Below are 23,053 nucleotides of genomic sequence, written 5' to 3'. Positions count from 1 at the left end.
GGCGCTTCGATGACCACGTTCGTCCTGGTGCACGGGGCGTGGACCGGCGCGCACGTGTGGCGGCAGGTCCGCACGCGGCTGTGGCGGCGCGGCCACGACACCTTCACCCCGACACTGACCGGCCTCGGCGCCCGCACCCACCTGGCACACCCGGACCTGGGACTGGACACGCACATACGTGACGTCCTCGGCGTGCTCACCTACGAGGACCTGCGCGACGTCGTGCTGGTCGGCCACAGCTACGGCGGCGCGGTCGCACTCGCCGCGGCGAGCCGCGCACCGCGCCGGATCGCGCACCTGGTGCTGCTCGACGCGCTGCTGCCACACGACGGCGAGTCCGTGCAGGACCTGCGCCGCCACCGCACCCCGCCAGGTGAGCCGATCCCGCCGCCGTGGTTCCGCGACGCCGACCCGGCCCGGCTGGCCCGGCTGCTCGCCGCGAGCCGGTTGTCGATGCAGCCGCCCCGGACGTTCCACGATCCGGTCGAGTTGCCCGACACAGGCGAGCCGGTGCCGTTCCGGCGCAGCTACGTGCGCGCCGCGCGACGCGCCCCCTCCGCCGCGTACGACGCCGCCGCAGAACGCGCCCGCCACGACCCCGGCTGGTCCTCGCACAGCATCGAAGCCGCCCACGACGTCATGCTCGAGGCACCCGACGAACTGGTCGACCTGCTGTGCGCGCTCGCCGGCGACGGGTAGCACATCCCGGCGTACCCGCGGTCTACGACGTCGGGCTCGACGGCGACCGCCACTACGTCGTCATGAAACTCCCCGGCCGCCAGGTCTGGAACCGGCAGCAGACCAACCGCCAGCCCACCGACGACGTCGTTCCGGGCATGGCAGGGCTACGAAAACTCGCGCCGTCCCCGATGTGGGCAATCTCCGACAAGCCAGCCCCACGAAGCGCTGGTCGGCGAGCACGACTTCATCATCAAAAGAAGCCGATCATCATTGCGGCGCTCGCCAACGGCCCGAAACAGGCAGCAGGAGTACCCCGACAGCGATGCCAACGGGAGAAACACAAGCGAGGCATCGTCAATGACTGATGCCTCGCGGGGATTTGCGTGTCCGAGGGCGACACGTCCAGGAGGTCGCACAGGAAGTCGTCGGGGTGCTGTGCTTCGATCGCGTGCGGGTCGAGTGCGTGGACCGGGAAATCGCGCAGATTCGCGGTCACGACGAAGTCCGCGCGGGCTGCCACGGCCGCTGCCAGCACGTGCCGGTCCTTGGGGTGGTTGGTCATCTGGTCCACGAGGTCCTGATACCCGTCGACCTCCGCCTCGGGGAAGAACGCGCGCATCGCCTGGATCCGCCGGTCCGCAGCGGCCGCGCTGACCGACTGCGGCAGGTTGCGCCGCACCTCGTCCAGGATCTCAGCGGACCACAGGGGCCGGTAGTGCTCGTCTTCCGCGCATCGCAGCAGCGTGTCGGCGAGGACGCTGGGCACCAGCACGCAGGCGTCGAGAACTGCGCTGATCATGCTGCGGCGTCGTCGCTGCCGCGGGCCTTGCCGATCGCCTGGTCGTATACACCCATGTCCACGGCTTCGGCGGTCATCTCGTCGAGCGCTTCGCGCCTTTGGCGGGACCGCTGCTCCTTGTATGCCAGGACGTCGTGTAGTGCGATGCGCCGGCTGGAGTTGGGACGGCTGAACGGCAGGACGCCGTCCTCCATCAGCTTGACCACCGTCGGCCGGCTCACGCCGAGCAGCTGCGCCGCCTCACCCGTGGTCAGCTGGGTGTTCTGCGGCACGACGAGCACGGGCCTGCCCTCGCCCAGGATCGCCACGACCTCAGCGAGCGCCTCACCGACCGCCTGCGGCATGTCGACCGGCGCCTCATCGTCGACGACCAAGCGCAGACGGCGGCCGCGAAGCGCGCGGCGCGCGAAACGACGCAGCTCTGCTGCATCCGGCACAGCCCCACCCATGGGTACTACGGTCACGACGGCCTCCTCCGTCAACCAGCTTACCGCGTTAAAGCGAAAAAAACGCAAGGCGGTCGTCGGGCGTATTTCGTGGCGCGGCCGTCGGTCCCACACCGTCCGGATGGTGTGGCGGTTCGCTGTGCCGGTCATGCCGGTGTCCTAGACTTCGGCGGTGCCGGTGTCGCGGAAACGAAAGCCGAAGAAGTCAAAATCGCCCCAGACGCCTCGTCCGAGAGCCGGTTCGCCACTCGATTCGCCGATGAGGCCGCCAGCGGCCCGAGCCGTGGCCGACCTGTTCGCCTACCGTAACGAGCTGCACGCGCGGCGGGAGCAGATGGCCGCCGAGGCGGCGCAGGAGCTGGTCGCAGACCTGGCCGAGCATACGGACGGCCGGCCGTATGTAGAGGTGGCGGACGAGTTGTGCGCCCGCATGGGCGTGCGGCTGCGGACGTGGGCCGACGGCCCCGTCGACGACCACGTCGCCCCGAACACCTTCGCCGCCGCCGTGCTGACCGCCGCCACCGCGGCAGTACGCGGCAAGTTGCCGGAGGCGGGTGCCGAGCCGGACGGCTGGCGAGGCGCGTGGCAGGTGCTGACCGCGGTGACGCGCATGGTCGCGGCCGACGCCGCCGCCGATGCGATCGCCGAGCTGCGCAGCCTGCCCGGAGCCGAGGTGCTGCCCGAGCTGCCGGACGGCCCGGCCGCGACCAGCCCCATCCTGTGGGTACGCGACGCCTACGGCAGCCGCTTCGGTGTGACGGCCTCCTTCTCGACCCTCGGTGGCGACGACCGCTGGTACCTCTGGGACGTCGACGCCTGCGGGTACATGCCGTTCACCGTGCACAGCGGGTACTACCCGACGCAGGAGCAGGCGCTGGCCGCCTGGCGGGCCGGGGTCGGCCCGATGGCCGCCGAAGCCGCCGCCGCGCCGGTCGACGATCCGTCGCTGCTGGCCGAGCTGCTGTTTCCCGGCGAGGGCTTGATCAGAGCGGGCGGTGAATCCGCCGAGCAGCTCGCCGAGTACCACCGCGGCGCGCGGCTGGCCGACGCGGCCCTGTCGACGCTCACTGTGTCGCCGTACGACCCGGCGGAGGATCAGGCGGCGAACGCGGCCAGGGAGTTCGAGGCCTGGCTGCGCGAGCACCGGCCGGACCGGCTGCCCGCCGACATCGACGAGATCGCCGCCGAACTGGCCGGCTCGTGGCGTATCGACAGCCCGCCGGCGCTGTTCCACACCTGCTCGCCGCACCGGGTGGCGTCGGCTGTGGCACACGTTCGCGACTACTACGAGGACGACTTCGCCGAGCGGCTGATCGACGTACTGCCGGACTGGATCTCGTGGCTGGCGGCCCGCACGGGCCTCTCCCCGGACCTGGCCGACCGGTGCACCCCCTACGTCCGCGGCCGGAGGTTTCCCGGCACGGAAGGGGACGGCACACAACCGAACTACCAGGCCCGCGTTGTCGAGTAGTGACGCGGCGCGCCGCGCGCACGGACCTGAGATGAGCGTGCCGATGACCGGTCTTGATCCGGCTGCTGCCGCAGCGGCGTCGCGCACCCTGACCCGGGTCGTCATGATGACCCGCTGGGCCGGCACCGGCCGCAGGCTGACCCAGACCGGCAGGCTGACCATGGCCGACGCCCGCGAGCTCGTCGATCTGCTCGGCACCGGCGACGTGATCGATCCGGTGATCGGCGGGCGGGTGTTCCGCACCCGCAGCAGCGACGACCTGCGTGGCCTGGCCACGGTGCTGGCCTGGGCGAAGGCCGCGGGTCTGCTCCGGGGTGCACGGCAGGCTGGTCCCGGTGAAGAAGAACGCGCGGCTGCTCGACCAGCCTACGAAGCTGTGGCCGGTCTTGTTCGAGGCGTTCGGCCACATGGGCCCGGCCGTCTGCCCGTCGGGCTGGTACGCGTCCCTGCTCGGGCACGACTTCGCCACCGGCGTCGCGGCGCTGCTCACGGGCTTCACCGAGGCCGGCGGGGCGATCAACGTCGCCGACGCCGGTGAGCGGGTCTGGTCTGCGCTGGCCTCCCGCTACCGGATGGACGACGCCACGCCTGACCAGCTGCGCGGCTGGCGCACGGCCACGGACCGGGACGTTCGGCGCATGGTCGACGCCCTCATCGACCTCGGCGCTGTTCACGAGCAGCCGCCCGGAACGCTCCGGCTGACTCCGCTGGCCGAGCACGCCGCCCGCAGCCGGTTCGGCGCGACCGCGCCCGGCGACCCGATCGCCCAGATCAAGGTCACGCAGCGGTTGCAGCACTCAGGACGGCCGCCAGTTCACGGTCGGGACTGATGTTGCGGCCGTATAGCGGACTGCACGGCGTCGTCGCCAGCCGTAACGCCAGGCCCAGCAGGTCAGGATGCGGCTCCGCACGGTAGATCTCGGCCAGCCGAGCAAACTCGACCATGACACCCACGACGCTGCGATTCACGGTCACACCGAGCCGACAGTCCCGCATCCGGCCTACTTCCGCATCAACGAACGCCTGCGGCGCTCGGTGCGCGCGCAGGACGGTGGCGACCTCATCGGCAACCCGTACCGGGAGCGTGGCAGCGGGTGCCAGCGGCATCAGGACCGGCAGCAGCGTCGACTCGTTGACCAGCAGCACGACCCGGGGGCGCCAAAACAGCGCCGTGGCGTACCACTGACCCAGCAACGTGGTGCCACGCTCGCCGTCACCGGCGGATTGACGGCCGACGAGCTTGAGCAACTTCGCTGTCGCGCGCACGATGAGCACCCAGCCATTCTCCTCCAACTCGGTGAACCGGACGGCCAGCAGCGGCCCGCCAACCTGCAAGTCGCCAAGCACTGTCAGAAGACGGGTTCACGCCCCGAATCCGACACCACCAACCCCGATGGCAGCTCTCGGCCGTCACGTCGTCGCCTGGATCGCAGGTCAAGCCGTCGGCGAAGGGCACAAGCAGGGCACTCCAGCGAGTGAACTGGCAGCCTTTGCGGTCATCGCCCGCATGCCGTGCGGTCTACCTCCCAGAAGTACAGACGACTGTAGGGCGGTCCGGATGGCAGGCAACGAAACTCTCCAGCAGGAAGCACTCGGCACGTGAGTTCGTACCCATGGCGAGCGCCTCCCTCGTCAGCGCGGCCACCGTCAGGGCGTCCCTGTCCGGCGACGGTTCGCGTTCTACGGGCGGATCTCCACCGACGGCTACCAGGACCCGGACTCGTCGCACGAATGGCAGAGACGCGCGGCGGTGGAGTTCCTCGCCGACCGCGGGGTGATCGTCGCCGAGTACTTCGACATAGGCCACTCGCGGCTGGAAGAGTGGCCCGACCGACCACAGGCCGCCGCGCTGCTGGCAGCAGTCGTCGACCCGCATCGCGGGTTCGAGGCGATCGTGGTCGGCGAGTATGAGCGCGCCTTCTGCGGCAGCCAGCTGCTGCGGCTCATGCCGCTGCTCGAACGGCACGGCGTGCAGCTGTGGCTACCCGAACTCGACGGCCCGTTCCGCACCACTGACGTCGAGCATCGCGCCACCATCCGGGCACTGGGCGCGTACTCCTGCCGGGAAATCCTGCGGGCGCGGTTCCGCACCAGCTCGGCGATGCACGCCCAGGCCCGCCTACAAGGCCGAAACCTCGGCGGCCGACCGCCATTCGGCTACCGGCTCGTCGACGCCGGGCCACACCCCAACGCCGCGCACGCCAAGTGGGGTTCCGCATCGGTTGACAACCCGGCCAGGACCATAGATCACCAGCATTCGATGACCTCTGATGGTCAGCGGACCTCGAGTTCGTAGAGCGAGTATCCGTACTGGCTGTTGCGCGCTGTGCCGACCATACGTACATACCGGGCAGTCTTACCTCCGACTGGGATGGTGACGGTGCCACCGCTGCCCCGGTCGGTCGAGTAGGCGGTAGACCACATCGAGCCGTCGCGCGAGAACTCCACCCGGTACGCCGTGGCGTGCGCGGCCTCCCAGCTCAGCCGGACCTCGGTCACCGTCCAGTAGCCGCCGAGATCGATCGAGATCCACTGCGGGTCCGTCCCGAACGCGCTGCCCCACCGGGACAGGGGGTCTCCGTCGACGGCGAAGGCAGCCGCCCAGGGTTCGCTCTCGATGCTGGACGCCTGCGCTGGACGCCTCAGCGCGAGGTTGCGGCGCGTCGGGTTCGGCTGGCCGTCTGCGGCAGGCGATGCCGGTTCACCCGACGCAACTGGGCTTCGATCGACCACTGAAAGGCTCGGTGCCGGCCGGGCCGCCGAGGGCGTCACCCGGCTGGTGGGCCCGGCGGCGGGTGTCGGTGTGCTGCCCGAGGTGGCGGTGGCTTGCGGCGTCGTGGCAGCTGCCGTGCCCGCCGACGGCGTGTCATGGGTGCCCGCCGCGCTCGGCGACAGCGCCGACCCGATGCCCACGCCGAGCGCGACCAGTACGGTGGCTGCGCCGGTGAGCAGCGGCGTGCGCCTGCGGCGTCGCACGGCGATCCGGGCTCCGGGCGGTTTGGTCGTGGCGGTAGGCGAGACCGGGCTGGTCCCTTCGCTCAGGCCAGGTGTGGTGTCGCGGGTCGCGGGGACCGGCGTGGCCGTTGCGGCGAGTCCGGTCCTGGTCCGCGCGGACCTTGCCAGCGCGGGCAGGGCGGACCGAGCGGGCGGGCCGTCTGGCCGGGTGCCGGCGTTCATGCTGTTGAGCGCGCGGCGCAGCAGCGCTGATGCCTGGGCCTGGTTGATGCGTTCGGCGGGGTTGCTGCGCAATAGGCCGTCCAGGGCGGGAGCCAGTGCGCCGGCTTGCACGGGTCGCGGTGGTGGCTGGCTCGTCAGCGCGGCGAACGCCGCGGCGGGCGTGGGGCCGTCGTACACCGGTCGTCCTTCAACCGCGGTGTACAGCGTCGCGCCGAGCGCCCACAGGTCTGCGGCCTGGTCTCCCCCATTTCCGTCGCCGTGTTCGGGCACCAGGCCGAAGTCGGTGAGCAGCACCCTGCCGTCGGCGGCGACGAGCACGTTGGAAGGTTTGACGTCACGGTGTGTGATGCCGACCCGGTGGGCCGCGGACAGCGCGCCCAGCAGGGCCAGGCCGATGGCAGCAGCCTCCTGCGGCGGCATCGGTCCGGCGTCGGCGAGCACCTCGTGCAGCGACTGCGCCGGCACGAGTTCCATAACGATCCAGGGTCTGCTGTCGGCGGTCAGGACGTCGAGTACGCGGATGACGTTCGGGTGGTCGAGCTGTGCGACTGACCGTGTCTCCCGCAGGATACGTTCGCAGGACGCGGCCTGTTCTTCGCCCCTGGGGTCCGACGACGCCGAAAGTTCTTTGACCGCGACGAAACGCTGCAGCTGCTCGTCCCTGGCACGCCAGACGCGTCCCTGACGGCCCTGGCCGATGACTTCGAGAAGCCGGTAGCGGTCGGCGAGCAGTTTTGGTAATGAGTCGGGCACCAGACGGAGCTTACCGGCAGGCTTTGCTCGTACATGCGCTGTTCTTGGCGATGTCGCTCATTTGTGGACATGATCACATCGTGCGTCAACCGTGGCGGAACGCGGGAGGAACAGCGTTTCAGCGGGCCTACTGTGGACCCGGAACCGGCAACCGCAGCGCGGCGAAACGTCAAGTGGCACGGCCGCAGACGGCGGGCACGCCACTTCGTCGGGACTGGTGTGTGGCACCTGCGCCGTGTGGCCAATACGATCTGGCGGGCGCTCGGGCAACGATCAACGGAAGAATTTTCGATGAGGCGAAAGGACCCCCGGGTCTGGATGGTCGGCGCGGCGGCCAGCACGGTTGCGGGAATCGCTGTGCTGGCCGTACTCGTGAAGACCGACGGCGAGCAGCCGACCACCCCGCCGGGGCTGGCCGCCGCTGTGCCGGTGAGCGGCGTGTCAGCGGTGGCCGTCGCCCCGTCACCGATCTTGCAGACGCCTTCCGCGCGCGTCACTGCCGTCGCGTCGCTGCGGCCGTCGGGCACACCGAGCCCGCGTCCCGCGGCTTCCGCCCGGCTCGCCGCCAGGGCCGGGCTTGCCGGCCCGAAACTCAAGGACGTCGCGATGCAGTTGGTGTCCAGTGCGACCTGCTGGAGTTCCCGCCGCTGGATCCCGAGGCCGACGATGCCGGCGAAGTCCTCGCCGAGGTCGATGGCGCCGTCGAAGCCCTCGCCCCCGCCGAGCGGGCCACGGACGCTGTCCGGGAGCGGTGGGCGAACTTCGGCGTCGCCGCTGAGGACTACTTCGATTACGTGCGGTCCGGTCGGCTGCCTGATCCGCTCACCCAGGAGGCCGCGACCGACGTGGTGCGCACGCTCCTTGCCACCGGTGGCGGCGACGAGCGAACGGTCTGCTGGTGGTTGGACGGCCTCGCGCGTCGTACCGGGCCCGTGCTCACCCGGTCGTAGCAACTGATCTTGTGTGTCGTTGGTCCTCTCGGCGAGGGATCGTCGAGAGGACGGTGGAGTGTGGCTGACCGGCAGCCGTTGCGCGACAGGTGAGGCTGGGCAGGTGGCTGGCGGCTTGTGCCGCCAGCCACCTGCGACGTCGTTCCCAGCCTCGACGTCGTCAGACGGCGTCTGCGCTCATGTCTGCCACCTACGCCGGTTCGAGAACTTGGCGGTGAAATGCGTGTGCAAGTCGTCGTCCATGGCCATGTACTGGCTGACAGCCAGGACGCGCTGCTCGCCGATGGCATCCGCTACTTCCCGGCTGAGGCGGTGGCCTGGCACCACCTGCGGCCAAGCGGTCGGCGCAGCGTCTGCCCTTACAAAGGCGTCGCTGAGTACTACACGGCGGACGTCGGCGTGCAGCTATGCCGCGATGCAGCCTGGGTGTACCGGTGGACGTGGCCCTGGTCCGACCGGCTTCGGCACCGGGTGGGTTCTGCCCCGACCTCGTCGTCGAGTCCGCATCATGACCAGCCCAATGACGCCGTCGAAGAAGAACCTGTTGGAGGAGGTGACCGGCAGTGAGCGGTGAACTCGCGGTGGCGTTCCTGGTGAGCCGGGAAGGCATCGAACAAGTAGAGCTGACCGAGCCCTGGCGGGCGGTCGAGCAGGTCGGCGCGACCCCGCGGCTGCTGTCGCCCGAGCCTGGCAAAGTCCAGGCCTACCGACACCTCGAGCCGGCCGACACGTTCGCCGTCGATGAGGTCGCCGACGACGCCGATCCAGCCGCGTTCGCGGCACTAGTACTGCCCGGTGGGGTCGCCAACGGCGACCTGCTGCGCTGGCAGGAACCGGCCCGCGAGTTCGTCCCGGCTTCCTGGCCACCGGCGGACCGGTCGCGGTCATCTGCCACGGCGGCTGGATCCTCATCGACGTAGACGCGGTCTCCGGACGCACGATCACCTCGTGGCCCAGCATGGCCGCCGACTTCCGCAACGCTGGAGCCGAATGGACCGACCAGGAACTGGCCGTGTGCACCAACGGCCTGTTCCCACTCATCAGCAGCCGCAAGCCCGACGACCTGCCCGCCTTCTGCACCCAACTCGTCGCTTCACTACCACGTTGACGCGCCAACAAAAGCCGATCATGCAGCGAGGCTGGACGAGCAGGGACCAGCCCAGCCAGCAAGACTCGTGCTGACGCGCCAGCGGCGAGCTGACGCAGGCGTCGACCCTGGCCAGCTGCAGTGTGCCGCTACCACCGGCACCCCGCACGTCCACCATCCAGCCCACACGTAGCAGCGCGGGCTCACGCTGCTGTCCAGCAGTACGCCGTCGGTCACATCGTCATCGCTGCGGTATCCCAACGTTGAACATGTACGGCGCTCATCACGCCTGCTGCCGAGCGATAGGGCCACTTCTCATGATCACCTCTGATATCAGCGCCCAGGCGACCGCGTTTCTGGCCGAGCACACGGCTACATTTCACGCTGCGGTTGCCGACGCGACCGCGGCTGCTGGCGCAGGGCGGCTTCGGGAGGTGTCGCTGGCCGCCGAGCGGCTGCGTGACGGCGGCCAGTACCTGTTCATGGCAGTCCTGGAGGACGCGCTGGCCGCGGGGATGGACTGGTGGGCACTGGGCGACATGGTCTCACTGCACCCGCAGGCAGCGTGGGAGCAGTACGGCAAGAACCGCACGGCGCCTGCCGCCGCCCCTGCGCGTCAGCGTCCGCACCTGGCGATCAAGCTGACCGCCGGCCTTTCCGGAGTCCACGAGCACTCCGCAGAATACGGCCCTGACATCGCCGACCTGGGCACGCCGTGCAGCTTCGCGTTCGACCCGACCGTTGACCGGATCCGCCGGGCCGCCCAGACGTTGGGCGAAGACGTGTGGATCGCGGTGAACCTGCCCGACCGTGCCCGTCCGGCGGCCGAGCCGATCGACGGCGTCGATGTGGTCAAGCAGTGGATCTCGGTGCTGACCGACGATGACGACGTGACCTGGCTGCGCGAAGTCCTGGACGTATACGCCGTGCAGTATGACAGCGACGAAGATCTACCCATCGGCTGACCCCGGTAACCGATCCGGTTCATCAGGAGCCAGCCCGCGGCAGCGGCACCGGGTTTGCGGGGCGCTCACCACATACTCGACGTTCAGTTACGAGACTGTGCGGCTCATCCAGGACGGCTTCCGCCGGCTGGCACTGCTCAACGTCGTCGGCAGCGTCGCCACGGGCCTCGCCGGCGGAATGCTGGGCTTCGTGCTGGCCCGTACCCTCTTCGGTTGACCCGTGGCCCACCGTTGGCGGCCAGGTCGACACGGGCCTGAAACACCAGACGTGTCCCAGGCCCTGCCGACCGTGTCAGCGCTGCCGGGTGACCGTCTTGTGCTCGACGTATCCCGTCAGGCCGACCGCGCCGTACTCACGGCCCAGGCCGCTGGCCTTGTAGCCGCCGAACGGTCCGTCGAAGCTCATGGGTGAGCCGTTGAGGGTGACGGTGCCCGTGCGCAGCCTGCGGGCGACGCTCATGGCTCGATCGGCGTCGGCTGACCAGATGCCTCCCGACAGACCGTAGTCGCTGTCGTTGGCGATGTTCACGGCGTCGTCCTCGTCGTCGTAGGCGATCACGACCAGAACCGGGCCGAAGATCTCCTCCCGCGCGATACGCATGCCGTTGTCGACGTCGGCGAAGACGGTAGGTGTGACGTAGTTGCCGATTTCCAGGCCCGGCGGCACCTCGGGGCCGCCGGTCACCAGCCGGGCGCCTTCCTCAATGCCCAGCTTGATGTAATCGATCACACGCTGCTGCTGGTCCCGGCGGATCATGGGGCCGATGAACGTATCCGGGGCCGACGGGTCGCCGACCCGCAGCGACTCCACCATCTCCTTGAGCGCCGCGACGACCTCGTCATAGTGGCTGCGCGGTGCCAGGATCCGGGTCTGCAGGATGCAGGCCTCGCCGTTGTTGCCCAGCGCGCCGAAACGTAGCCCCTGCATCACGTCCGCCAGGTCCGCGTCATCCAGGATGATCGCGGCGGACTTTCCGCCCAGTTCCAGGCTGACCCGCTTGAGCTGCTCACCGGCGATCGAGGCGATGCGGCGACCCGCCCGAGTCGAGCCCGTGAACGAAATCTTGTCGACGTCCGGATGCGAGACCAGGTACTCGCTGGTCTCCCGGTCCGCCGGCAGGACGCTGAGCACCCCGTGGGGAAGACCGGCCTCGTGGAAGAGGTCCGCCAGCAGCGCCATGCTTAAAGAGTTCTCCGGGGAGACCTTCAGCACCACCGTGTTGCCCGCGAGCAGGGCGGGGGCCAGCTTGGCCATCGCCGCGGAGAACGGCGAGTTCCACGGGATGACCGCGGCGACCACGCCGATCGGCTCACGCCTGACGATGGTGTCGAAGGCGACCGACTCATCCGACGGGTCGACGACCGTCTCCCAGCCGAACTCCTCGGCGGCCTTGAGGTAGGCGTTGGCCTGCCGGGTCAGGAACGGCTGACCGGCCCTGGTGAACCAGCCCGCCGATCCGTTCTCGGCGGAGATCGCCGCGGCGACCTCGTCGGCGCGGGCCTCGCGCAGTTTGTTGAACCGCCGGATCACTTCCTGGCGCTGCCCGGGGTCGGTGCGCGGCCACGGACCGCTGTCGAACGCCAGGCGGGCGGCGGCAACGGCCGCGTCCACGTCGGCGTCGGCCGCCTGGGCTGCCAGGCCCAGCACGGACTGGTCGTGCGGCGAGCGGATCTCCAACAGGTCGACGTTGCTGGGCGTTACCCAGGCACCGCCGATGTACAGCTTGTCACGAACGATCATCAGGGGCTTCCTTCTTGCATGATTTGACGGCAGGTGCGCAGCAGGCGCACCGCCAGCGGAGCGGAGAGGGTCAGAGGAGAGGGCCCAGAAAGGTCAGGGACGTACCAGCCGCGCGACCGGGGTGTGGGCGAAGTCGCCGAGTCCGTCAAGGTCCGTGGACAGACTCACGTCACGCCATACGGCGTCTTCGGCCGCGCGGGCGTGGGCGATCAGCGGTGCGAGCCAGGCTGCGTCGGACCCCAGGAGCAGGCGCACGGGAGGGTTCGGTTCCGTGACGATCCGCAGGATCACCCGCGCCATCTTCAGCGGGTCACCGCGCTGTACGTCCGGGTTTTCGTTGTAGGTCCGGACGAAGGTCCCAACCGTGGACTCGTACTCGTCGTGTAGCTCTGGCATGGGTATCGGTGTGGCCGCCCACGGCGTGCGGATGCCGCCTGGCTCGACCAGCGTGGCCCGGACGCCGAGAGGCTGGACTTCTCGAGCGAGGATCTCGGTGAAGCCGCCCAGCGCCCACTTGGCGGACTGGTACGCCGCGAGCCCTGGCTGGGCGCGCCGGCCACCGATCGTCGAGACGTTCACGATGTGGCCGGAGCGCTGCGCGCGCATCACGGACAGCGCGGCCCGCACCATGTTGACCACACCGAAGAAGTTGACGTCCATACTGGCGCGGAACGCCTCGTCGGGCATGTCCTCGATCGATCCGACAGGCCGCCGGCCCACACTATTGATCAGGACATCCAGGCCGCCGAACTCGTCGACTGCCCACTGCACCGCCGCTCGGGCGGAATCACCCGAGGTCACGTCGAGCGCGCGCACTCGCAATCGGGCATCGTGCCCGGAAGACATGGCCACAACCGGAGGTTCCAGATCGGCCGCCAGCACGTTGTGTCCGGCGGCCAGAGCGGCCGCGACCAACTGCTGACCCAAACCACCAGCAGCTCCGGCTATCAATAGGGTCTTCGTCATCGGTCACTCACACTCCATCCGGGTCGGCTCTGCGGCCGCTGCCGGCTGCGTCGCGGTCCTTGCGAGCACGCGACGCGGCCCAGCCTGCGGAGCCGGACCGGCCGCGACGGCGGACGGGCACGTTCAGGCCCCGGCCGGATGGTCCGTGGACCGGCTGACCGCAGCCCACTTCGTGGCCTCAGCGATCCGCGCCTGCTCGGCGTTCAGGGCGATCTCCAGGGCGTCGCTGCCCAGCAACAGTCGGCGCGGAGGCTCGGGCTCGCCGACGACGTCGATGATGGCCTTGGCCATGCGTGCGGGGTCGCCGGGCTCGTTGCCGCTGTAGGCGGCGAAGCGCTCGAGCCACAGCCCGACGGTCGGGGCGTAGTCGGGATTCATGCTCCCGGAGGCGCTCGCAGCACCAGCGGCCCAGCCCGTGCGGATGCCCCCGGGTTCGACAATGGTCACCTTGATCCCCAGCGGGGCAACCTCGCTTGCCAGCGCCTCGGAGAAGCCCTCGACGCCGAACTTGGCCGTCTGGTAGGCGCTGAGTCCGGGCGTGCCGCCGACCCGGCCTCCGATGGATGAGACCTGCACGATGTGGCCGGAGCGCTGACGGCGCAGGACGGGCAGCGCCGCCCTCGTCACGTTGATCACCCCGTACAGATTTGCATCGATCTGTGCCCTGAACTCGTCCTCCGGGAAGTCCTCGACCGAGTTGCTGGTCGCGTAGCCGGCGTTGTTGACCACCACGTCGAGCGCGCCGAACCGGTCGACCACCGCTGCGACCGCTTCCCGGGCCGAGGCGGGCGACGTCACGTCCAACTGCAGGGCCTGAAGCCTGTCGGGAAAGGCCTGCTGCAGTTCATCCAGTGTCTGCGGCTGCCGGGATGCCACTGCTACGCGGTCGCCCGCGTTCAGCGCTGCCACCGCCAAGGCCTTGCCCAGACCCTGCGAACCACCGGTGATAAGCCACGTTTTCATACCATTTCTCCCATTTTTGTGATCGCTCCCCGAGTCCGATCTTGAAGGGGTCACCGGGAAGCAGGACCTAAATGCAACACCAACGTAGCACTTCTGACCTAAGGTGCAGCGTGATTGACGTCATCAAGGGCTTGAGTGCCACCTGGTGGTAGCATCTGCGCATCATGAGAGCCGATGCCGCCCGCAATCTCGCCGTGGTGCTGCGCACCGGCGCCCGACTACTGGCCAAGGACCCGAGTACCTCACTGGCCGCCATCGCCACTGCGGCAGACGTGGACCGCACCACGCTGCATCGCCATTTCGCTACACGCAAGGCCCTACTCAGCGCAGTCTTCCAGGCGAAACTCGACTCGTCGGAGAAAGTCCTCGACGAGGCCCGGCTGACAACGGCGCCCGTGGCGGTCGCACTGCACCGCTACGTGGAAGGCATCATCCCGGTCAGCCGCGAATGGCCGGTCGACACGCGGCACATGATGCAGCAGGACCCGGCCGCCAGCGTCAGGCGTGACCAGCTCAGCGCACGGGTGGACGCGTTCGTCCAGCGCGCGGCCGACGAAGGTCATCTGCGGAGCGACATCCCGCTGTCCTGGGCGAGAGCAGTGCTTGATCAACTGGTGGACACCGGCGCTCACCGGTTTCCGGAGATCGACGCCGCCCAAGCGGCGGACCTGGTCGTCGACACCTTCCTCAACGGGCTCGGCAACCGCTGAGTGCCCGACTGGTGATCTCGATCCGGCCGCGATCGACGCGATCTCCTCGCTACCGGCGGCGTCCGGCATCCGTGGAAGGTGCGAGCACGGATGCCCGATCGGAGTAGTCATCATCTGCCGTCGCGAACCGCTACGTGCTCGCACCTTCACCTGCGTAGGCGACAACCGTGCAGAACATCAGCGCCAAGTGCCTGCCAGTCGACGGCATCAAGCACACGTACCCGCTGGCGGGGCTGCTGCGATGCGCCTTCTGCGGTCGCAGCATGGAATCCCAGTTCAGCCATAACAACGTCGCCTACCGCTGCCGCCACGGCCACACCAGCGCCCAGACTACCGCCATGCGCCAGGCCAGGAACCTCTACCTGCGTGAGGACGTCATCCTCGGCCGGATCTTCGCCCAGCTGAAAACCATCACCAGCCGGGATCCCCGCATCGTGGAAGAGATCACGAAGCTCCAGCAGAACCGGAACGTCCCCGATCTGACCAGGTTCCTGGGCACTTACGGCATCACGGTCGAATGCCGTGCGACGTGCATCTCGCTCGAACCCAATCAAGAGAAGTCGATCACCGTTAGAGCGCTCGCCAACGGCTCAAGACGAGGGTCGGGGATCCCCCAACAACGGACCCAGCAGCAGAAACACAAGCGAGACATCGTCAATGGCTGATGCCTCGCGGGGACTTGCGTGTCCGAGGGCTACATGAACCCTAAGTACATGATCACGATGGCCAGCGACCTGCTGCTTTCATGATCGCTATCGGCGGGCGGCGGTCATCGCGCGGTCGCTGCCCGGCCAGCATGGCCACACGTTGTCGCACGCCGCCGTCGCGGCGCTATTGCTGGTTATCGAGCTTGAGGGTCCTGCCGGAGGGTCACAGCAATGCCGCCGCCGATCAGCGGCCTTGGGCTGTTGGCCTGCGGCGAGCACATCGACCACCACCAGGCCGATCGCGCACGGAGCGCAGCTCCGCTCACACTACGAACCCGGCCCAGGGCCAGTCGTTAGGCGTTCCGACCTCGGGCAACGCGCGGGTTGTAGGTGCCCTCCAGGAAGGCGATGAATCGCTCGGGATGTTGAACGTACGTCCCGATGGTGCTTGGGGTGTGGTTGCCGGCCGCCACGAGCTCGCCATGGTAGCGATGAAGTTCGTCGCGAAGCTCCGCGGTCGTGTAACTGCGCTCAGTCATGAGGTCATGATGTAGGTATTGGGATAGTCGGCGGCATCGGTCATTTACCCAAAGTCTCCAGTCGAGGTTGAGGTGTGTGTCATGTACGTCGAGTACACACCGGCGGACATAAACCGATTACATGATCACGGTGATCGGTAACCTCCTTCTCTTCTGATCACACGGGCGGCGACGGACGTCCCCCTCGCCGCCGTCCCGGCGGCCACTGGCAGCAGTGGGCTGCCTGGATCGTCAACTCGTACACCACGCCCCTGGACGTGACCCATCGGCTGTTTGCGCGGCCGCAGCGTAGTACAGCCACCGACAGTCCGGGCGTCAGTGCACTGGCCATGGCTGGCGATCGATCATGCGAAGGCCCAGCCCGCCGGGTTGGAGCACGACTCTCTGCTGATGCCCGATGCCGTATCCGGGTAGCCGCCGTACTTGGCGTGGTGCAGGTGCGCGAAGAAGTAGCACATCGACTCGCAGTCGCAGTCAAGGATCGCCAGCCGCGGGTTGCCGACGACAGCCGTGTAGTAGTCCTGGCCGAGAGCGACAATGAAGCCGCGGGCGTACAGGAAGCCGTCGTCAGATCCGTCGGTCACGGCTTGGATGTCGGCGCGATCGATGTCGTACAGCTTGCGTTCCAGGACCCGGTCGAGGTCGGTCAGCTCGGTGGCGGACATGTCCCGGCAGATAGCGGTGAGGCCTTCGAGGAAGTGGTCCAGCGCCCGATCGACCGCCATAAGGGCGGCATCGGTATCCCCATGTTCGGGCCGGCTGGCAAGGGAACGTCTCGTCTCGTTCACCTTGTCATCGAGATGCGCCCATGCCTGCTCCAGAAGCCGCCAGAACCTGGTCTCGTCCGCCGCGGTGGGCGTCTTACGTTCCGTCTGATCGAACTCGGCCATAGCGCGGATATTAATCCGGGGCGGGGTTGCTGGCCGGCTGAAGTGCCTGGCATGATCTCGGGCATGATCGAAAGAATCGAGCCCTCCGTCCGCCGGTGAGCGTGACACCCGAGCCTGGGCTGCTCGGATCCCAGCTTTCGCTGTTCGATTACGCGCTGCGAACCCATCAAGAGAATCCCGATGCGCCCCTGTTCCGTGATGGCGAGCCGTATCCGGACGACGAGCAGCATCGAGGTCGGAAGTCTCGTCCTCAAGCGCCGGAGGATCGGCGTCGTGAAGGTGCTGACGTCGCCGCCGTCCTGGATGCGCATTTCGCCGAGCGATCTGCCGTGCCACGCGATCTCGCCGGGGCGTTCCATGACCTTTATGTTCCAATCCATCCTAATGATCACATCGCTGCTGCGGCCTGTCGCGTGGACGCTGACCGTGTCCGGGCGACCGGTCGCTGGCTTGTCCAACACGCCACCGATCGCTGCGCTGTGACCGTTGGCCTAGCATTGCTGGCCACCCTCTGGGATGACGACGACCTTCCGCTGATCAAGACGATCGGCTTGTTGTCGAACCGCTTCGGTCCACTGGCCGCACGCGCGCTGGAACGGCGGTCGTGGTGTGGCGGCTCGGAGGCGTTGCTGTGGCTGGCCGAACGGGTCACGGGCTGGGGGCGTGTATACGTCGTGGAGTCGTTGTGCAAGGTTGGCAGCGCTGCGGCGAGGCCCTGGATGCTGCGACGTGCATGTGATGGCGACTACCTCAACCGCTACTTCGCCGGAAAGGTCGCCACCGCAGCACACCTACATGAAGCGATCACCGCAGCGAATCCCGACAGCGAGCTGGTCGATCACACCGGCCTGCTGCTGACCATCATGGCTGACAGCGGTGGCACGGGCATCACGCTCGATCACTACCCGCCCGCCGCCGCCGTCTTGCAGGCCCACTGCGAACACGCCAGTCGTCTGGAGCCGTCCGTGGAACGCTTCTCGATCGCGGCGCAGCTGGCTGCATACCTGCGTCAGCCATCGGCCCGACGAATAGCCTGGCCGGAAGGCGGGCGGGAGCAGGTCGTGGGCGGCTATCTCTCCCTGCTTAATCGCGAGAGCTGGTGTGCGGTCGCCCGTGCTGGTCTGGCCGCCGGTGACCACCGTGTCACCTGGCTTGCCGGGGCGCTGGCACCGGGCCTTGCGCTCCGAGCGTTCACCGACGCCGTCACCGACGAGTAACGTCCCAAAGGCCGGCGGGACCTGCGATGCTCCCGCCGGCTGCGCGGATCTGCGCCTGTCGGTGGTAGAGCTAGGGGATTCTGTCGACCGACTTCCGCAGCCCAGCTCGACCGGTTCCCGGCCTCCTCGACGCCGTAGCGAAGCTGAAGATCAACCGAACCTCATCCCTCGCCGCCGGGCCAGTCCGGGCCCGTAAGGGTCGCCAACAAGCGGCCGTCGCCCACGACAACCGCGACGTCCAGGTCGCTCGTTGCGCCGCCGGCGAAGGCCACCGGCGGAGTGGGGCCGAGGAGGAAGACGGTATGCAGGGCGCGTGGCGTCCAGTGATCATCGTTGTGAGGATTGCCATCAGCATCGAGCTGGAGGTTGGCTCTCCACGCTGCATGGCATAGCACTGAGACGAGGATCCCCAGGAAATCGACATGGAGCAACTGGTCGGCATCGTCGATCATGATCGCGACGTCGTCCGTGCCGCCCACATGGCTGTGCCAGTCATGTAGACAGTCCACGAGCGCGTCCCAGTTGCGCCCAAAGTAGCTGGGGAAGGTCAGCTCCCGGGCGAACGCGGTGAACAGCGAGCTCCGGTCTCGGAGTTCCCGGCCGTCCAGTCGGAAGACACTTCCGCCCCGCTTCACAAGTTCAGCCGTCTCTGCGCCAGCCCACGGGTCGTCACGCCGGGTGAAAACCACCCAGGGCGGGCGGGGCTCTACGAGCGACGGCGGACTGATCACACCGCCAGAGTAGTGCGACGGCCTGTACGCCATTCCCGTCGGCGCCTGCAGGTGGAACCGTTCTCCTAAACTGGATCTTGACAGGGTCAGGTTGCCCTGAGCGAGTCGGGCACGTGAACCCGATTCGCAGGTGCGCAACCATAATCGACATCCATCGTTCTATCGATGTGCCTCTTATTGATGTCATCTCGCCGCCGCCACCTTCCAGGACGCCTAGCAACCTGGCCAGCCAAGCACCGACCACGGCCGTTCTGACGGACTGGGCCGGCGCCACGCGCAAGCAAACCGGCCGCATGAGGCAGCCAAGGATGACTGCTAGGCTGCGGTTCGCGTTCTACGGGCGGATGTCGACGAAGGATCACCAGGACCAGCAGACCTCGTACCTGTGGCAGCACGAGAACGAGTCCGAGCTGATCGCTGACCACGGCCGCATCGTGGCCGAGTTCTTCGATGTCGGATACACCAGGCGGCTGCCGTGGTCGCAGCGCCCGAAAGCCCGCGAGCTTCTTGCCGCTCTCGCCGATCCCGATCGCGCCTTCGATGCGATCGTGATCGGCGAGTGTGAGCGGGCGTTCTACGGCACCCAGTTCGTCGACCTGATGCCGATCTTCGCCCGGCACGGGGTGCAGGTGTGGCTGCCCGAGCTGTGCGGACCCTACGACCCGGGCAACCCAGTGCACGAGCTGGCATCCTGCAGCTGTCCGCGCAGTCACGGCGCGAGGTGTTGCGCTCCCGCTTCCGGACCACCGCGGCGATGCGGGCACAAGCCCGCGAGCAAGGGCGCTATCTGGGCGGACGCCCACCGTACGGGTATCGGCTCGCCGACGCTGGGCCGCACCCCAACCGCGCCGACGCCCGGCGAGGTCGACGCCGGCTACGGCTGGATCCCGATCCGGCCACCGCGCCGGTCATCACGTGGATGTTCACCCAGCGCCTGACCGGGCGCAGCATCGCGAGCATCGCCCGTGACCTCAACGACAACCACGTGCCCTGCCCGTCGGACGAGGATCGGGAGCGCAACAGCCACCGCGCCAACGAAACATGGTCGCTGCGGTCGGTGGCCGCGATCCTGGAGAACCCGCGCTATACCGGCCACGAAGTCTGGAACCGTCAACGCACCGACCGCGAACCCATCGACCCCGCCGAGCCCAGCCGCGGATACCGGGAAGTGCTGCGGTGGAACCCTGCCAGCGAATGGGTGATCTCCACCCGCGTCGTCCACCCGCCGCTTGTCACCGAGCAGGACTTCATCGCCGTGCAAGCAGTCCGGTCCGCCCCGCCCCGCCAACGGCGAGCGACGCGTCTACCTGCTCGCCGGGCTCATGCAATGCGGCTTCTGCGGGCGCCGGATGGACGCCCACTGGGTCAACCACCGTCCCGGGTATCGCTGCCGCCACGGCCACACCAGCGCCAAACCCGCCGACCTGACACGGCTCGGCAACCTGTACGTCCGTGAGGATGAAACTCTGGCCTACCTGAGCGCCCAGCTCGCCCGCCTCGGCGCAGACCTCAACCAGCACAGCCTCGTCAGGCAGCTACGCGAACAGCGAATGACGATCATCTGCGACGGGCACGACTGGATCCTCAGCACCGAAGTCGAGAACCTGCGAGTGCCATCAGCGAAAATCCCAGATCAGAGGCGGCCTGACCGGCTCTTCTGATCTTCATGGGGTAATAACGTGTCCGAGGGGGGACAGGGACACCGTTCCACAGCACCGGTGCGGGAACCCGGTGTTCATGTGGGCAGGCTATGCCCTCCCGAGCTCTTGGTCAAACTCACCGTCGGTCGATACGCCGCCACCTCGGCCGATAGCATTCGCCGGTGGGTCGGTGCGTGCGACCCGTGTCCTAGTCTCCAGGCTAGCGGCTGCGCATCTGCAGCTCAATCGGTCAGGGCCAAGCTCACCCGGACGAGGATCAGTCGACCGCAATGGGGCCGCATCGACAACTGCTGTCCCACCACTCACGGTCACCGCCCCGGTTTGACACTCGGCCCGAAATCCGCCTTTCGGCCCAGTTGGGACCAGCGTCGCGGCCCCGTAGCGTCTTGGCGTGGAGTACTTGGTGACCGTGGATCTCGAAGTCCCCGGAGGCAGCCCTGACCTCGACGAGCTGCAGATGGCCGGAGCTGGCACGCTCTTGTCCGAAGCGCTGGACCGCGTTGAAGGGGATGCGGAGTCGGAGGAAGCCGACAACGACGAGACGGCCCCGGACGTGGACAGCGTGGAGATCGATCTGATCCGCCACTGGGTTGGCGTGTATCCCACGGGCGCGATGATGTTGCTGGTCATCGACGCGCCCAGCCTTGAGGCAGCAGAAGGCAGTGCCGGGGCGATCGCGGAAGCCGTACTTGAGGCAGTCGAGCCGCTGCAGGCGTGGGAGATCGCAAAGTGCGAGGTGGGCTTCAACCAGAAGTTCGTCGAGGCCGGCCTTGTCGCGGCCGAGGACCCAGCCGCTCCCCCGGCGGATCTTGTCGAGCGGAGAGCCTGGGTCGCCGACCCGGGCGAGTCCGAATCACCGGAAGCCGGTCCGCCAGATATTGATCAGGCCGCGTGGGTCGACGCGCACGCCGATTATCTCCAGGCGTTCGACCTGGAAACCTTCCACAGCCTCGAGTACGGCGAGCCCGCCGCTCGACTGCTGGCCGGTGCCCTCATCTGGGGGTCGACCACCGCGATCGATGAGCTGTTCTCGGACCTGGAGGAGTTCGACGGACAGACGGTAGCCGACGGCGGAGCGTTCATGATTCTTGAGGATCTCCCCGAACGGTTCGCGCACCGCTATGACCGCAGGTTCGCCCGTAACCTTCTCATCTCCATGATCTCTGTCACGGCCCGGTTGGCTGATCGCGAGTGGCGTTCGCCTGCGTCGACGGCCGAGGCGCTGGCCCTGCGCATTGTGATCAATAACGCGCGGTTCACCCTCGAGGCCCACGAGCTGCTCCCCGACATCGACCTGGACGAGGCGTACGGCCGGTTCGAGGACGAGGCGTTCGACGATCTCGACCACGAACTGCTCTTCGATCCGGCATTTGACGGCTTCGAGGACGATCGCGACTTCGCGGCCGTCCTGGGAACCCGCAACATGCGGTTCGGGGACTGGTTTCGCCAGCGACCTCACGCCACGGGCTCCCTACATCCGTTCCTTGTCGATGTACCGCCGATCCCAACTATCGGCAACGGTGTGGGATGACCACACCGTGTGGAGGCGCAAAGACAGTTGGAGCGGCAGCCGCAACGCGTATGGCGGGCGCTGAGGGGACCACTACATCGCCGACATCCGCGACCTTCACTGGGTTGCGTCGCCATGCGGCCGCTACGGCACAGTGCCGGCTGGGACTAACCACCTGGCAATCTACCCGGTCACCGCGGCGATGGCATCGAAGTCGCGGTCGTAGTGCAGGTCGGCGCGTGGTCGAGTATCTGCCTTGGGACTCCGAACAGGTCGGGCTGGCCGACGAGGTGGTCGACGTCGAGGTTCATGCAGGCAGCTTCCCGTCCGGCGAACACTGTGGGGCACGGTGACGGGCGTGAGAGCCCGCTGCTCGGGTCAGGTCGGCCCGAGCCCGTCATGCTGGATGTCACCAGCAATTGGCGAGCGAGCCGGTGTACTTGGTTCCTAACGCTGTCACCTCGACCAACTGCGGGGCGGCGCCCGCCCCGTGCCAGAACGCGGCGGCCACACGCACTTTCTCGCCGATGCCGAACTCTCGCCCTGCGGGCGCGGCATAGGCGTAACCGGTACTCACGGTCACGATCTGGCGGCCGTCGTGCGTACGCATCCGGGTTAGTGCCGCGCCTTCCTTGAGCGCGGCAAGTTCGGCGGCAAGTCGGTTGGCGTGCTCACGAGCCGAGTTCTCTGCCATCTTCGAGACCGCGACGCCGCGCTCGTATCCCTCGCGTTCGGCGGCTTCGGCGATGGGTAGAGCGAGCCGCTCGGCATCGGTCATGTGCTTCTCGCATGAGCGAAGGTAGCGTCGGACTACGCGCATCTTGCAGGCAGTCTTCGCCTTGGTGGGCCTGCCGCAGAGTGGCCATGGCGGGTAGCCGTCGTTGCCCATCGGTGCTCCCCCTGTCAAGACCGGCAGCCGCCTCGCAGCGGACGGCGATCAGCATCTCACAGGCTGGTACCCGTGGACACAGGATGATTGGCTGCAGGGATGCCAGCCACACGGCGGTGATCACGATGCCGCCGGAACGAGAGGGAGATCGCCGGCCCGCCGCTGTCGCCTCGCCTGGGGTACTCAGGTCAACGGCGTTTGCGACGGGCGGGGACAATAAGCGTCCACTGGGCCAGCATGCTGCAGCTGGCTTTCGACAA

25 protein-coding genes and 3 pseudogenes are annotated in these 23,053 nt (G+C 68.0%); 17 read left to right on the top strand and 11 right to left on the bottom strand.

The features are described from left to right. Positions 1–9 precede the first annotated feature (9 nt). On the top strand, positions 10–699 hold the full coding sequence (locus AB0B66_RS08115) for an alpha/beta hydrolase family protein (protein ID WP_360524741.1): 690 nt from the start codon (positions 10–12) through the stop codon (positions 697–699). 232 nt (positions 700–931) lie between these two features. Here the strand turns inward: AB0B66_RS08115 and AB0B66_RS08110 are convergent, their stop codons facing one another. Both AB0B66_RS08110 and AB0B66_RS08105 read right to left on the bottom strand, forming a co-directional pair. Continuing rightward, on the bottom strand, positions 932–1,480 hold the full coding sequence (locus AB0B66_RS08110; RefSeq protein ID WP_360524738.1) for a PIN domain-containing protein: 549 nt from the start codon (positions 1,478–1,480) through the stop codon (positions 932–934). Further along, entirely contained in the window at positions 1,477–2,076 is a 600-nt protein-coding gene (locus AB0B66_RS08105) for a helix-turn-helix domain-containing protein (RefSeq protein WP_360524735.1), read from the bottom strand. The genes AB0B66_RS08110 and AB0B66_RS08105 overlap by 4 nt, the downstream gene beginning before the upstream one ends. 109 nt (positions 2,077–2,185) lie before the next feature. Between AB0B66_RS08105 and AB0B66_RS08100 the strand changes: the two genes are divergently transcribed. Both AB0B66_RS08100 and AB0B66_RS08095 read left to right on the top strand, forming a co-directional pair. Further along, positions 2,186–3,397 carry a hypothetical protein gene (locus AB0B66_RS08100; RefSeq protein ID WP_360524732.1) on the top strand — a complete coding sequence of 404 codons (1,212 nt, stop codon included), beginning with the start codon at positions 2,186–2,188 and terminating at the stop codon, positions 3,395–3,397. A 335-nt stretch (positions 3,398–3,732) separates the two neighbouring features. After that, positions 3,733–4,227, top strand: coding sequence for a hypothetical protein (locus tag AB0B66_RS08095; protein ID WP_360524729.1), 495 nt, complete (start codon positions 3,733–3,735; stop codon positions 4,225–4,227). Here the strand turns inward: AB0B66_RS08095 and AB0B66_RS08090 are convergent. Then, entirely contained in the window at positions 4,175–4,744 is a 570-nt protein-coding gene (locus AB0B66_RS08090; protein WP_360524726.1) for a hypothetical protein, read from the bottom strand. The two genes, AB0B66_RS08095 and AB0B66_RS08090, sit on opposite strands and share 53 nt — an antisense overlap. 340 nt (positions 4,745–5,084) lie before the next feature. Here AB0B66_RS08090 and AB0B66_RS08085 point away from each other — a divergent pair. Next, positions 5,085–5,693: pseudogene (locus AB0B66_RS08085) on the top strand (recombinase family protein); the annotation flags it as partial. On the opposite strand, the gene AB0B66_RS08080 reads toward AB0B66_RS08085, so the two are convergent. Next, positions 5,672–7,327, bottom strand: coding sequence for a discoidin domain-containing protein (locus tag AB0B66_RS08080; RefSeq protein ID WP_360524723.1), 1,656 nt, complete (start codon positions 7,325–7,327; stop codon positions 5,672–5,674). The pseudogene AB0B66_RS08085 and the gene AB0B66_RS08080 overlap by 22 nt on opposite strands. A 221-nt stretch (positions 7,328–7,548) precedes the next feature. Between AB0B66_RS08080 and AB0B66_RS08075 the strand changes: the two genes are divergently transcribed. From AB0B66_RS08075 to AB0B66_RS08050, 6 genes and pseudogenes are all read left to right on the top strand, one after another. Next, the gene (locus tag AB0B66_RS08075; protein WP_360524720.1) at positions 7,549–8,277 is read left to right on the top strand and encodes a hypothetical protein; all 729 of its coding nucleotides are present in this window, start codon (positions 7,549–7,551) and stop codon (positions 8,275–8,277) included. Positions 8,278–8,496: 219 nt separating this feature from the next. Next, positions 8,497–8,844 carry a DUF427 domain-containing protein gene (locus AB0B66_RS08070; protein ID WP_360524717.1) on the top strand — a complete coding sequence of 116 codons (348 nt, stop codon included), beginning with the start codon at positions 8,497–8,499 and terminating at the stop codon, positions 8,842–8,844. Then, complete coding sequence (locus AB0B66_RS08065; RefSeq protein ID WP_360524714.1) at positions 8,841–9,197, top strand: DJ-1/PfpI family protein; 357 nt, start codon at positions 8,841–8,843, stop codon at positions 9,195–9,197. The genes AB0B66_RS08070 and AB0B66_RS08065 overlap by 4 nt, the downstream gene beginning before the upstream one ends. After that, complete coding sequence (locus AB0B66_RS08060) at positions 9,101–9,385, top strand: DJ-1/PfpI family protein (protein WP_360525252.1); 285 nt, start codon at positions 9,101–9,103, stop codon at positions 9,383–9,385. Before AB0B66_RS08065 ends, AB0B66_RS08060 begins: the two co-directional genes overlap by 97 nt. Before the next feature lie 242 nt (positions 9,386–9,627). Next, on the top strand, positions 9,628–10,329 hold the full coding sequence (locus AB0B66_RS08055) for a hypothetical protein (protein WP_360524711.1): 702 nt from the start codon (positions 9,628–9,630) through the stop codon (positions 10,327–10,329). A 52-nt stretch (positions 10,330–10,381) separates the two neighbouring features. Next, positions 10,382–10,546, top strand: a pseudogene (locus tag AB0B66_RS08050) (CrcB family protein); the annotation flags it as partial. A gap of 75 nt (positions 10,547–10,621) precedes the next feature. Here AB0B66_RS08050 and AB0B66_RS08045 read toward each other — a convergent pair. From AB0B66_RS08045 to AB0B66_RS08035, 3 genes are all read right to left on the bottom strand, one after another. After that, positions 10,622–12,070, bottom strand: a complete 1,449-nt coding sequence (locus AB0B66_RS08045) for an aldehyde dehydrogenase (protein ID WP_360524708.1) — start codon at positions 12,068–12,070, stop codon at positions 10,622–10,624. Positions 12,071–12,163: 93 nt separating this feature from the next. Continuing rightward, positions 12,164–13,036, bottom strand: coding sequence for an SDR family NAD(P)-dependent oxidoreductase (locus tag AB0B66_RS08040; protein WP_360524705.1), 873 nt, complete (start codon positions 13,034–13,036; stop codon positions 12,164–12,166). A gap of 123 nt (positions 13,037–13,159) precedes the next feature. Then, complete coding sequence (locus tag AB0B66_RS08035) at positions 13,160–13,999, bottom strand: oxidoreductase (RefSeq protein ID WP_360524702.1); 840 nt, start codon at positions 13,997–13,999, stop codon at positions 13,160–13,162. A gap of 164 nt (positions 14,000–14,163) precedes the next feature. On the opposite strand from AB0B66_RS08035, the gene AB0B66_RS08030 reads away from it, so the two are divergent. Both AB0B66_RS08030 and AB0B66_RS08025 read left to right on the top strand, forming a co-directional pair. Beyond that, positions 14,164–14,709: a TetR family transcriptional regulator gene (locus AB0B66_RS08030; RefSeq protein WP_360524699.1), complete on the top strand. Its 546-nt coding sequence runs from the start codon at positions 14,164–14,166 to the stop codon at positions 14,707–14,709. Positions 14,710–14,876: 167 nt separating this feature from the next. After that, complete coding sequence (locus AB0B66_RS08025; protein WP_360524696.1) at positions 14,877–15,374, top strand: zinc ribbon domain-containing protein; 498 nt, start codon at positions 14,877–14,879, stop codon at positions 15,372–15,374. Between the two features lie 335 nt (positions 15,375–15,709). On the opposite strand, the gene AB0B66_RS08020 is transcribed toward AB0B66_RS08025, so the two are convergent. Together AB0B66_RS08020 and AB0B66_RS08015 are read right to left on the bottom strand one after the other, a co-directional pair. Continuing rightward, positions 15,710–15,895 carry a hypothetical protein gene (locus tag AB0B66_RS08020; protein ID WP_360524693.1) on the bottom strand — a complete coding sequence of 62 codons (186 nt, stop codon included), beginning with the start codon at positions 15,893–15,895 and terminating at the stop codon, positions 15,710–15,712. Positions 15,896–16,239: 344 nt separating this feature from the next. Continuing rightward, a complete protein-coding gene (locus AB0B66_RS08015; protein WP_360524690.1) occupies positions 16,240–16,785 on the bottom strand; it encodes a DUF4240 domain-containing protein in 546 nt (181 codons plus the stop codon). A 95-nt stretch (positions 16,786–16,880) separates the two neighbouring features. Here AB0B66_RS08015 and AB0B66_RS08010 point away from each other — a divergent pair, with 95 nt between their 5' ends. Further along, positions 16,881–18,002 carry a hypothetical protein gene (locus tag AB0B66_RS08010; RefSeq protein WP_360524687.1) on the top strand — a complete coding sequence of 374 codons (1,122 nt, stop codon included), beginning with the start codon at positions 16,881–16,883 and terminating at the stop codon, positions 18,000–18,002. A gap of 161 nt (positions 18,003–18,163) precedes the next feature. Here AB0B66_RS08010 and AB0B66_RS08005 read toward each other — a convergent pair whose 3' ends face one another. Beyond that, positions 18,164–18,733 carry a barstar family protein gene (locus AB0B66_RS08005; protein ID WP_360524684.1) on the bottom strand — a complete coding sequence of 190 codons (570 nt, stop codon included), beginning with the start codon at positions 18,731–18,733 and terminating at the stop codon, positions 18,164–18,166. Between the two features lie 113 nt (positions 18,734–18,846). On the opposite strand from AB0B66_RS08005, the gene AB0B66_RS08000 reads away from it, so the two are divergent. The 4 genes and pseudogenes from AB0B66_RS08000 to AB0B66_RS07985 all read left to right on the top strand — a co-directional run bounded on the left by AB0B66_RS08000 (position 18,847) and on the right by AB0B66_RS07985 (position 21,925). Further along, on the top strand, positions 18,847–19,671 hold the full coding sequence (locus tag AB0B66_RS08000; RefSeq protein ID WP_360524681.1) for a recombinase family protein: 825 nt from the start codon (positions 18,847–18,849) through the stop codon (positions 19,669–19,671). Then, a pseudogene (locus AB0B66_RS07995) lies at positions 19,653–19,946 on the top strand (recombinase family protein); the annotation flags it as partial. The gene AB0B66_RS08000 and the pseudogene AB0B66_RS07995, both read left to right, overlap by 19 nt. A gap of 16 nt (positions 19,947–19,962) precedes the next feature. Continuing rightward, a complete protein-coding gene (locus AB0B66_RS07990) occupies positions 19,963–20,394 on the top strand; it encodes a zinc ribbon domain-containing protein (RefSeq protein WP_360524678.1) in 432 nt (143 codons plus the stop codon). Positions 20,395–20,785: 391 nt separating this feature from the next. Beyond that, on the top strand, positions 20,786–21,925 hold the full coding sequence (locus AB0B66_RS07985; protein ID WP_360524675.1) for a hypothetical protein: 1,140 nt from the start codon (positions 20,786–20,788) through the stop codon (positions 21,923–21,925). A 388-nt stretch (positions 21,926–22,313) separates the two neighbouring features. On the opposite strand, the gene AB0B66_RS07980 is transcribed toward AB0B66_RS07985, so the two are convergent. Further along, positions 22,314–22,682: a hypothetical protein gene (locus AB0B66_RS07980; protein ID WP_360524672.1), complete on the bottom strand. Its 369-nt coding sequence runs from the start codon at positions 22,680–22,682 to the stop codon at positions 22,314–22,316. Positions 22,683–23,053 lie beyond the last annotated feature (371 nt).

The organism is Catellatospora sp. NPDC049111, assembly GCF_040648615.1.
Taxonomy (GTDB): domain Bacteria; phylum Actinomycetota; class Actinomycetes; order Mycobacteriales; family Micromonosporaceae; genus Catellatospora; species Catellatospora aurea.
The sequence above is the reverse complement of the archived record's forward strand: the minus strand, read 5'-3'. Positions and strand labels throughout refer to the sequence as shown.

What these genes read in the sequence shown, in the direction of transcription:
- AB0B66_RS08115 (WP_360524741.1), top strand. Translation starts at nt 10, where the DNA reads ATGACCACGTTCGTCCTGGTGCACGGGGCGTGGACCGGCGCGCACGTG.
- AB0B66_RS08110 (WP_360524738.1), bottom strand. Translation starts at nt 1,480, where the DNA reads ATGATCAGCGCAGTTCTCGACGCCTGCGTGCTGGTGCCCAGCGTCCTC.
- AB0B66_RS08105 (WP_360524735.1), bottom strand. Translation starts at nt 2,076, where the DNA reads ATGACCGGCACAGCGAACCGCCACACCATCCGGACGGTGTGGGACCGA.
- AB0B66_RS08100 (WP_360524732.1), top strand. Translation starts at nt 2,186, where the DNA reads ATGAGGCCGCCAGCGGCCCGAGCCGTGGCCGACCTGTTCGCCTACCGT.
- AB0B66_RS08070 (WP_360524717.1), top strand. Translation starts at nt 8,497, where the DNA reads ATGCGTGTGCAAGTCGTCGTCCATGGCCATGTACTGGCTGACAGCCAG.
- AB0B66_RS08045 (WP_360524708.1), bottom strand. Translation starts at nt 12,070, where the DNA reads ATGATCGTTCGTGACAAGCTGTACATCGGCGGTGCCTGGGTAACGCCC.
- AB0B66_RS08040 (WP_360524705.1), bottom strand. Translation starts at nt 13,036, where the DNA reads ATGACGAAGACCCTATTGATAGCCGGAGCTGCTGGTGGTTTGGGTCAG.
- AB0B66_RS08035 (WP_360524702.1), bottom strand. Translation starts at nt 13,999, where the DNA reads ATGAAAACGTGGCTTATCACCGGTGGTTCGCAGGGTCTGGGCAAGGCC.
- AB0B66_RS08030 (WP_360524699.1), top strand. Translation starts at nt 14,164, where the DNA reads ATGAGAGCCGATGCCGCCCGCAATCTCGCCGTGGTGCTGCGCACCGGC.
- AB0B66_RS08020 (WP_360524693.1), bottom strand. Translation starts at nt 15,895, where the DNA reads ATGACTGAGCGCAGTTACACGACCGCGGAGCTTCGCGACGAACTTCAT.
- AB0B66_RS08015 (WP_360524690.1), bottom strand. Translation starts at nt 16,785, where the DNA reads ATGGCCGAGTTCGATCAGACGGAACGTAAGACGCCCACCGCGGCGGAC.
- AB0B66_RS07980 (WP_360524672.1), bottom strand. Translation starts at nt 22,682, where the DNA reads ATGACCGATGCCGAGCGGCTCGCTCTACCCATCGCCGAAGCCGCCGAA.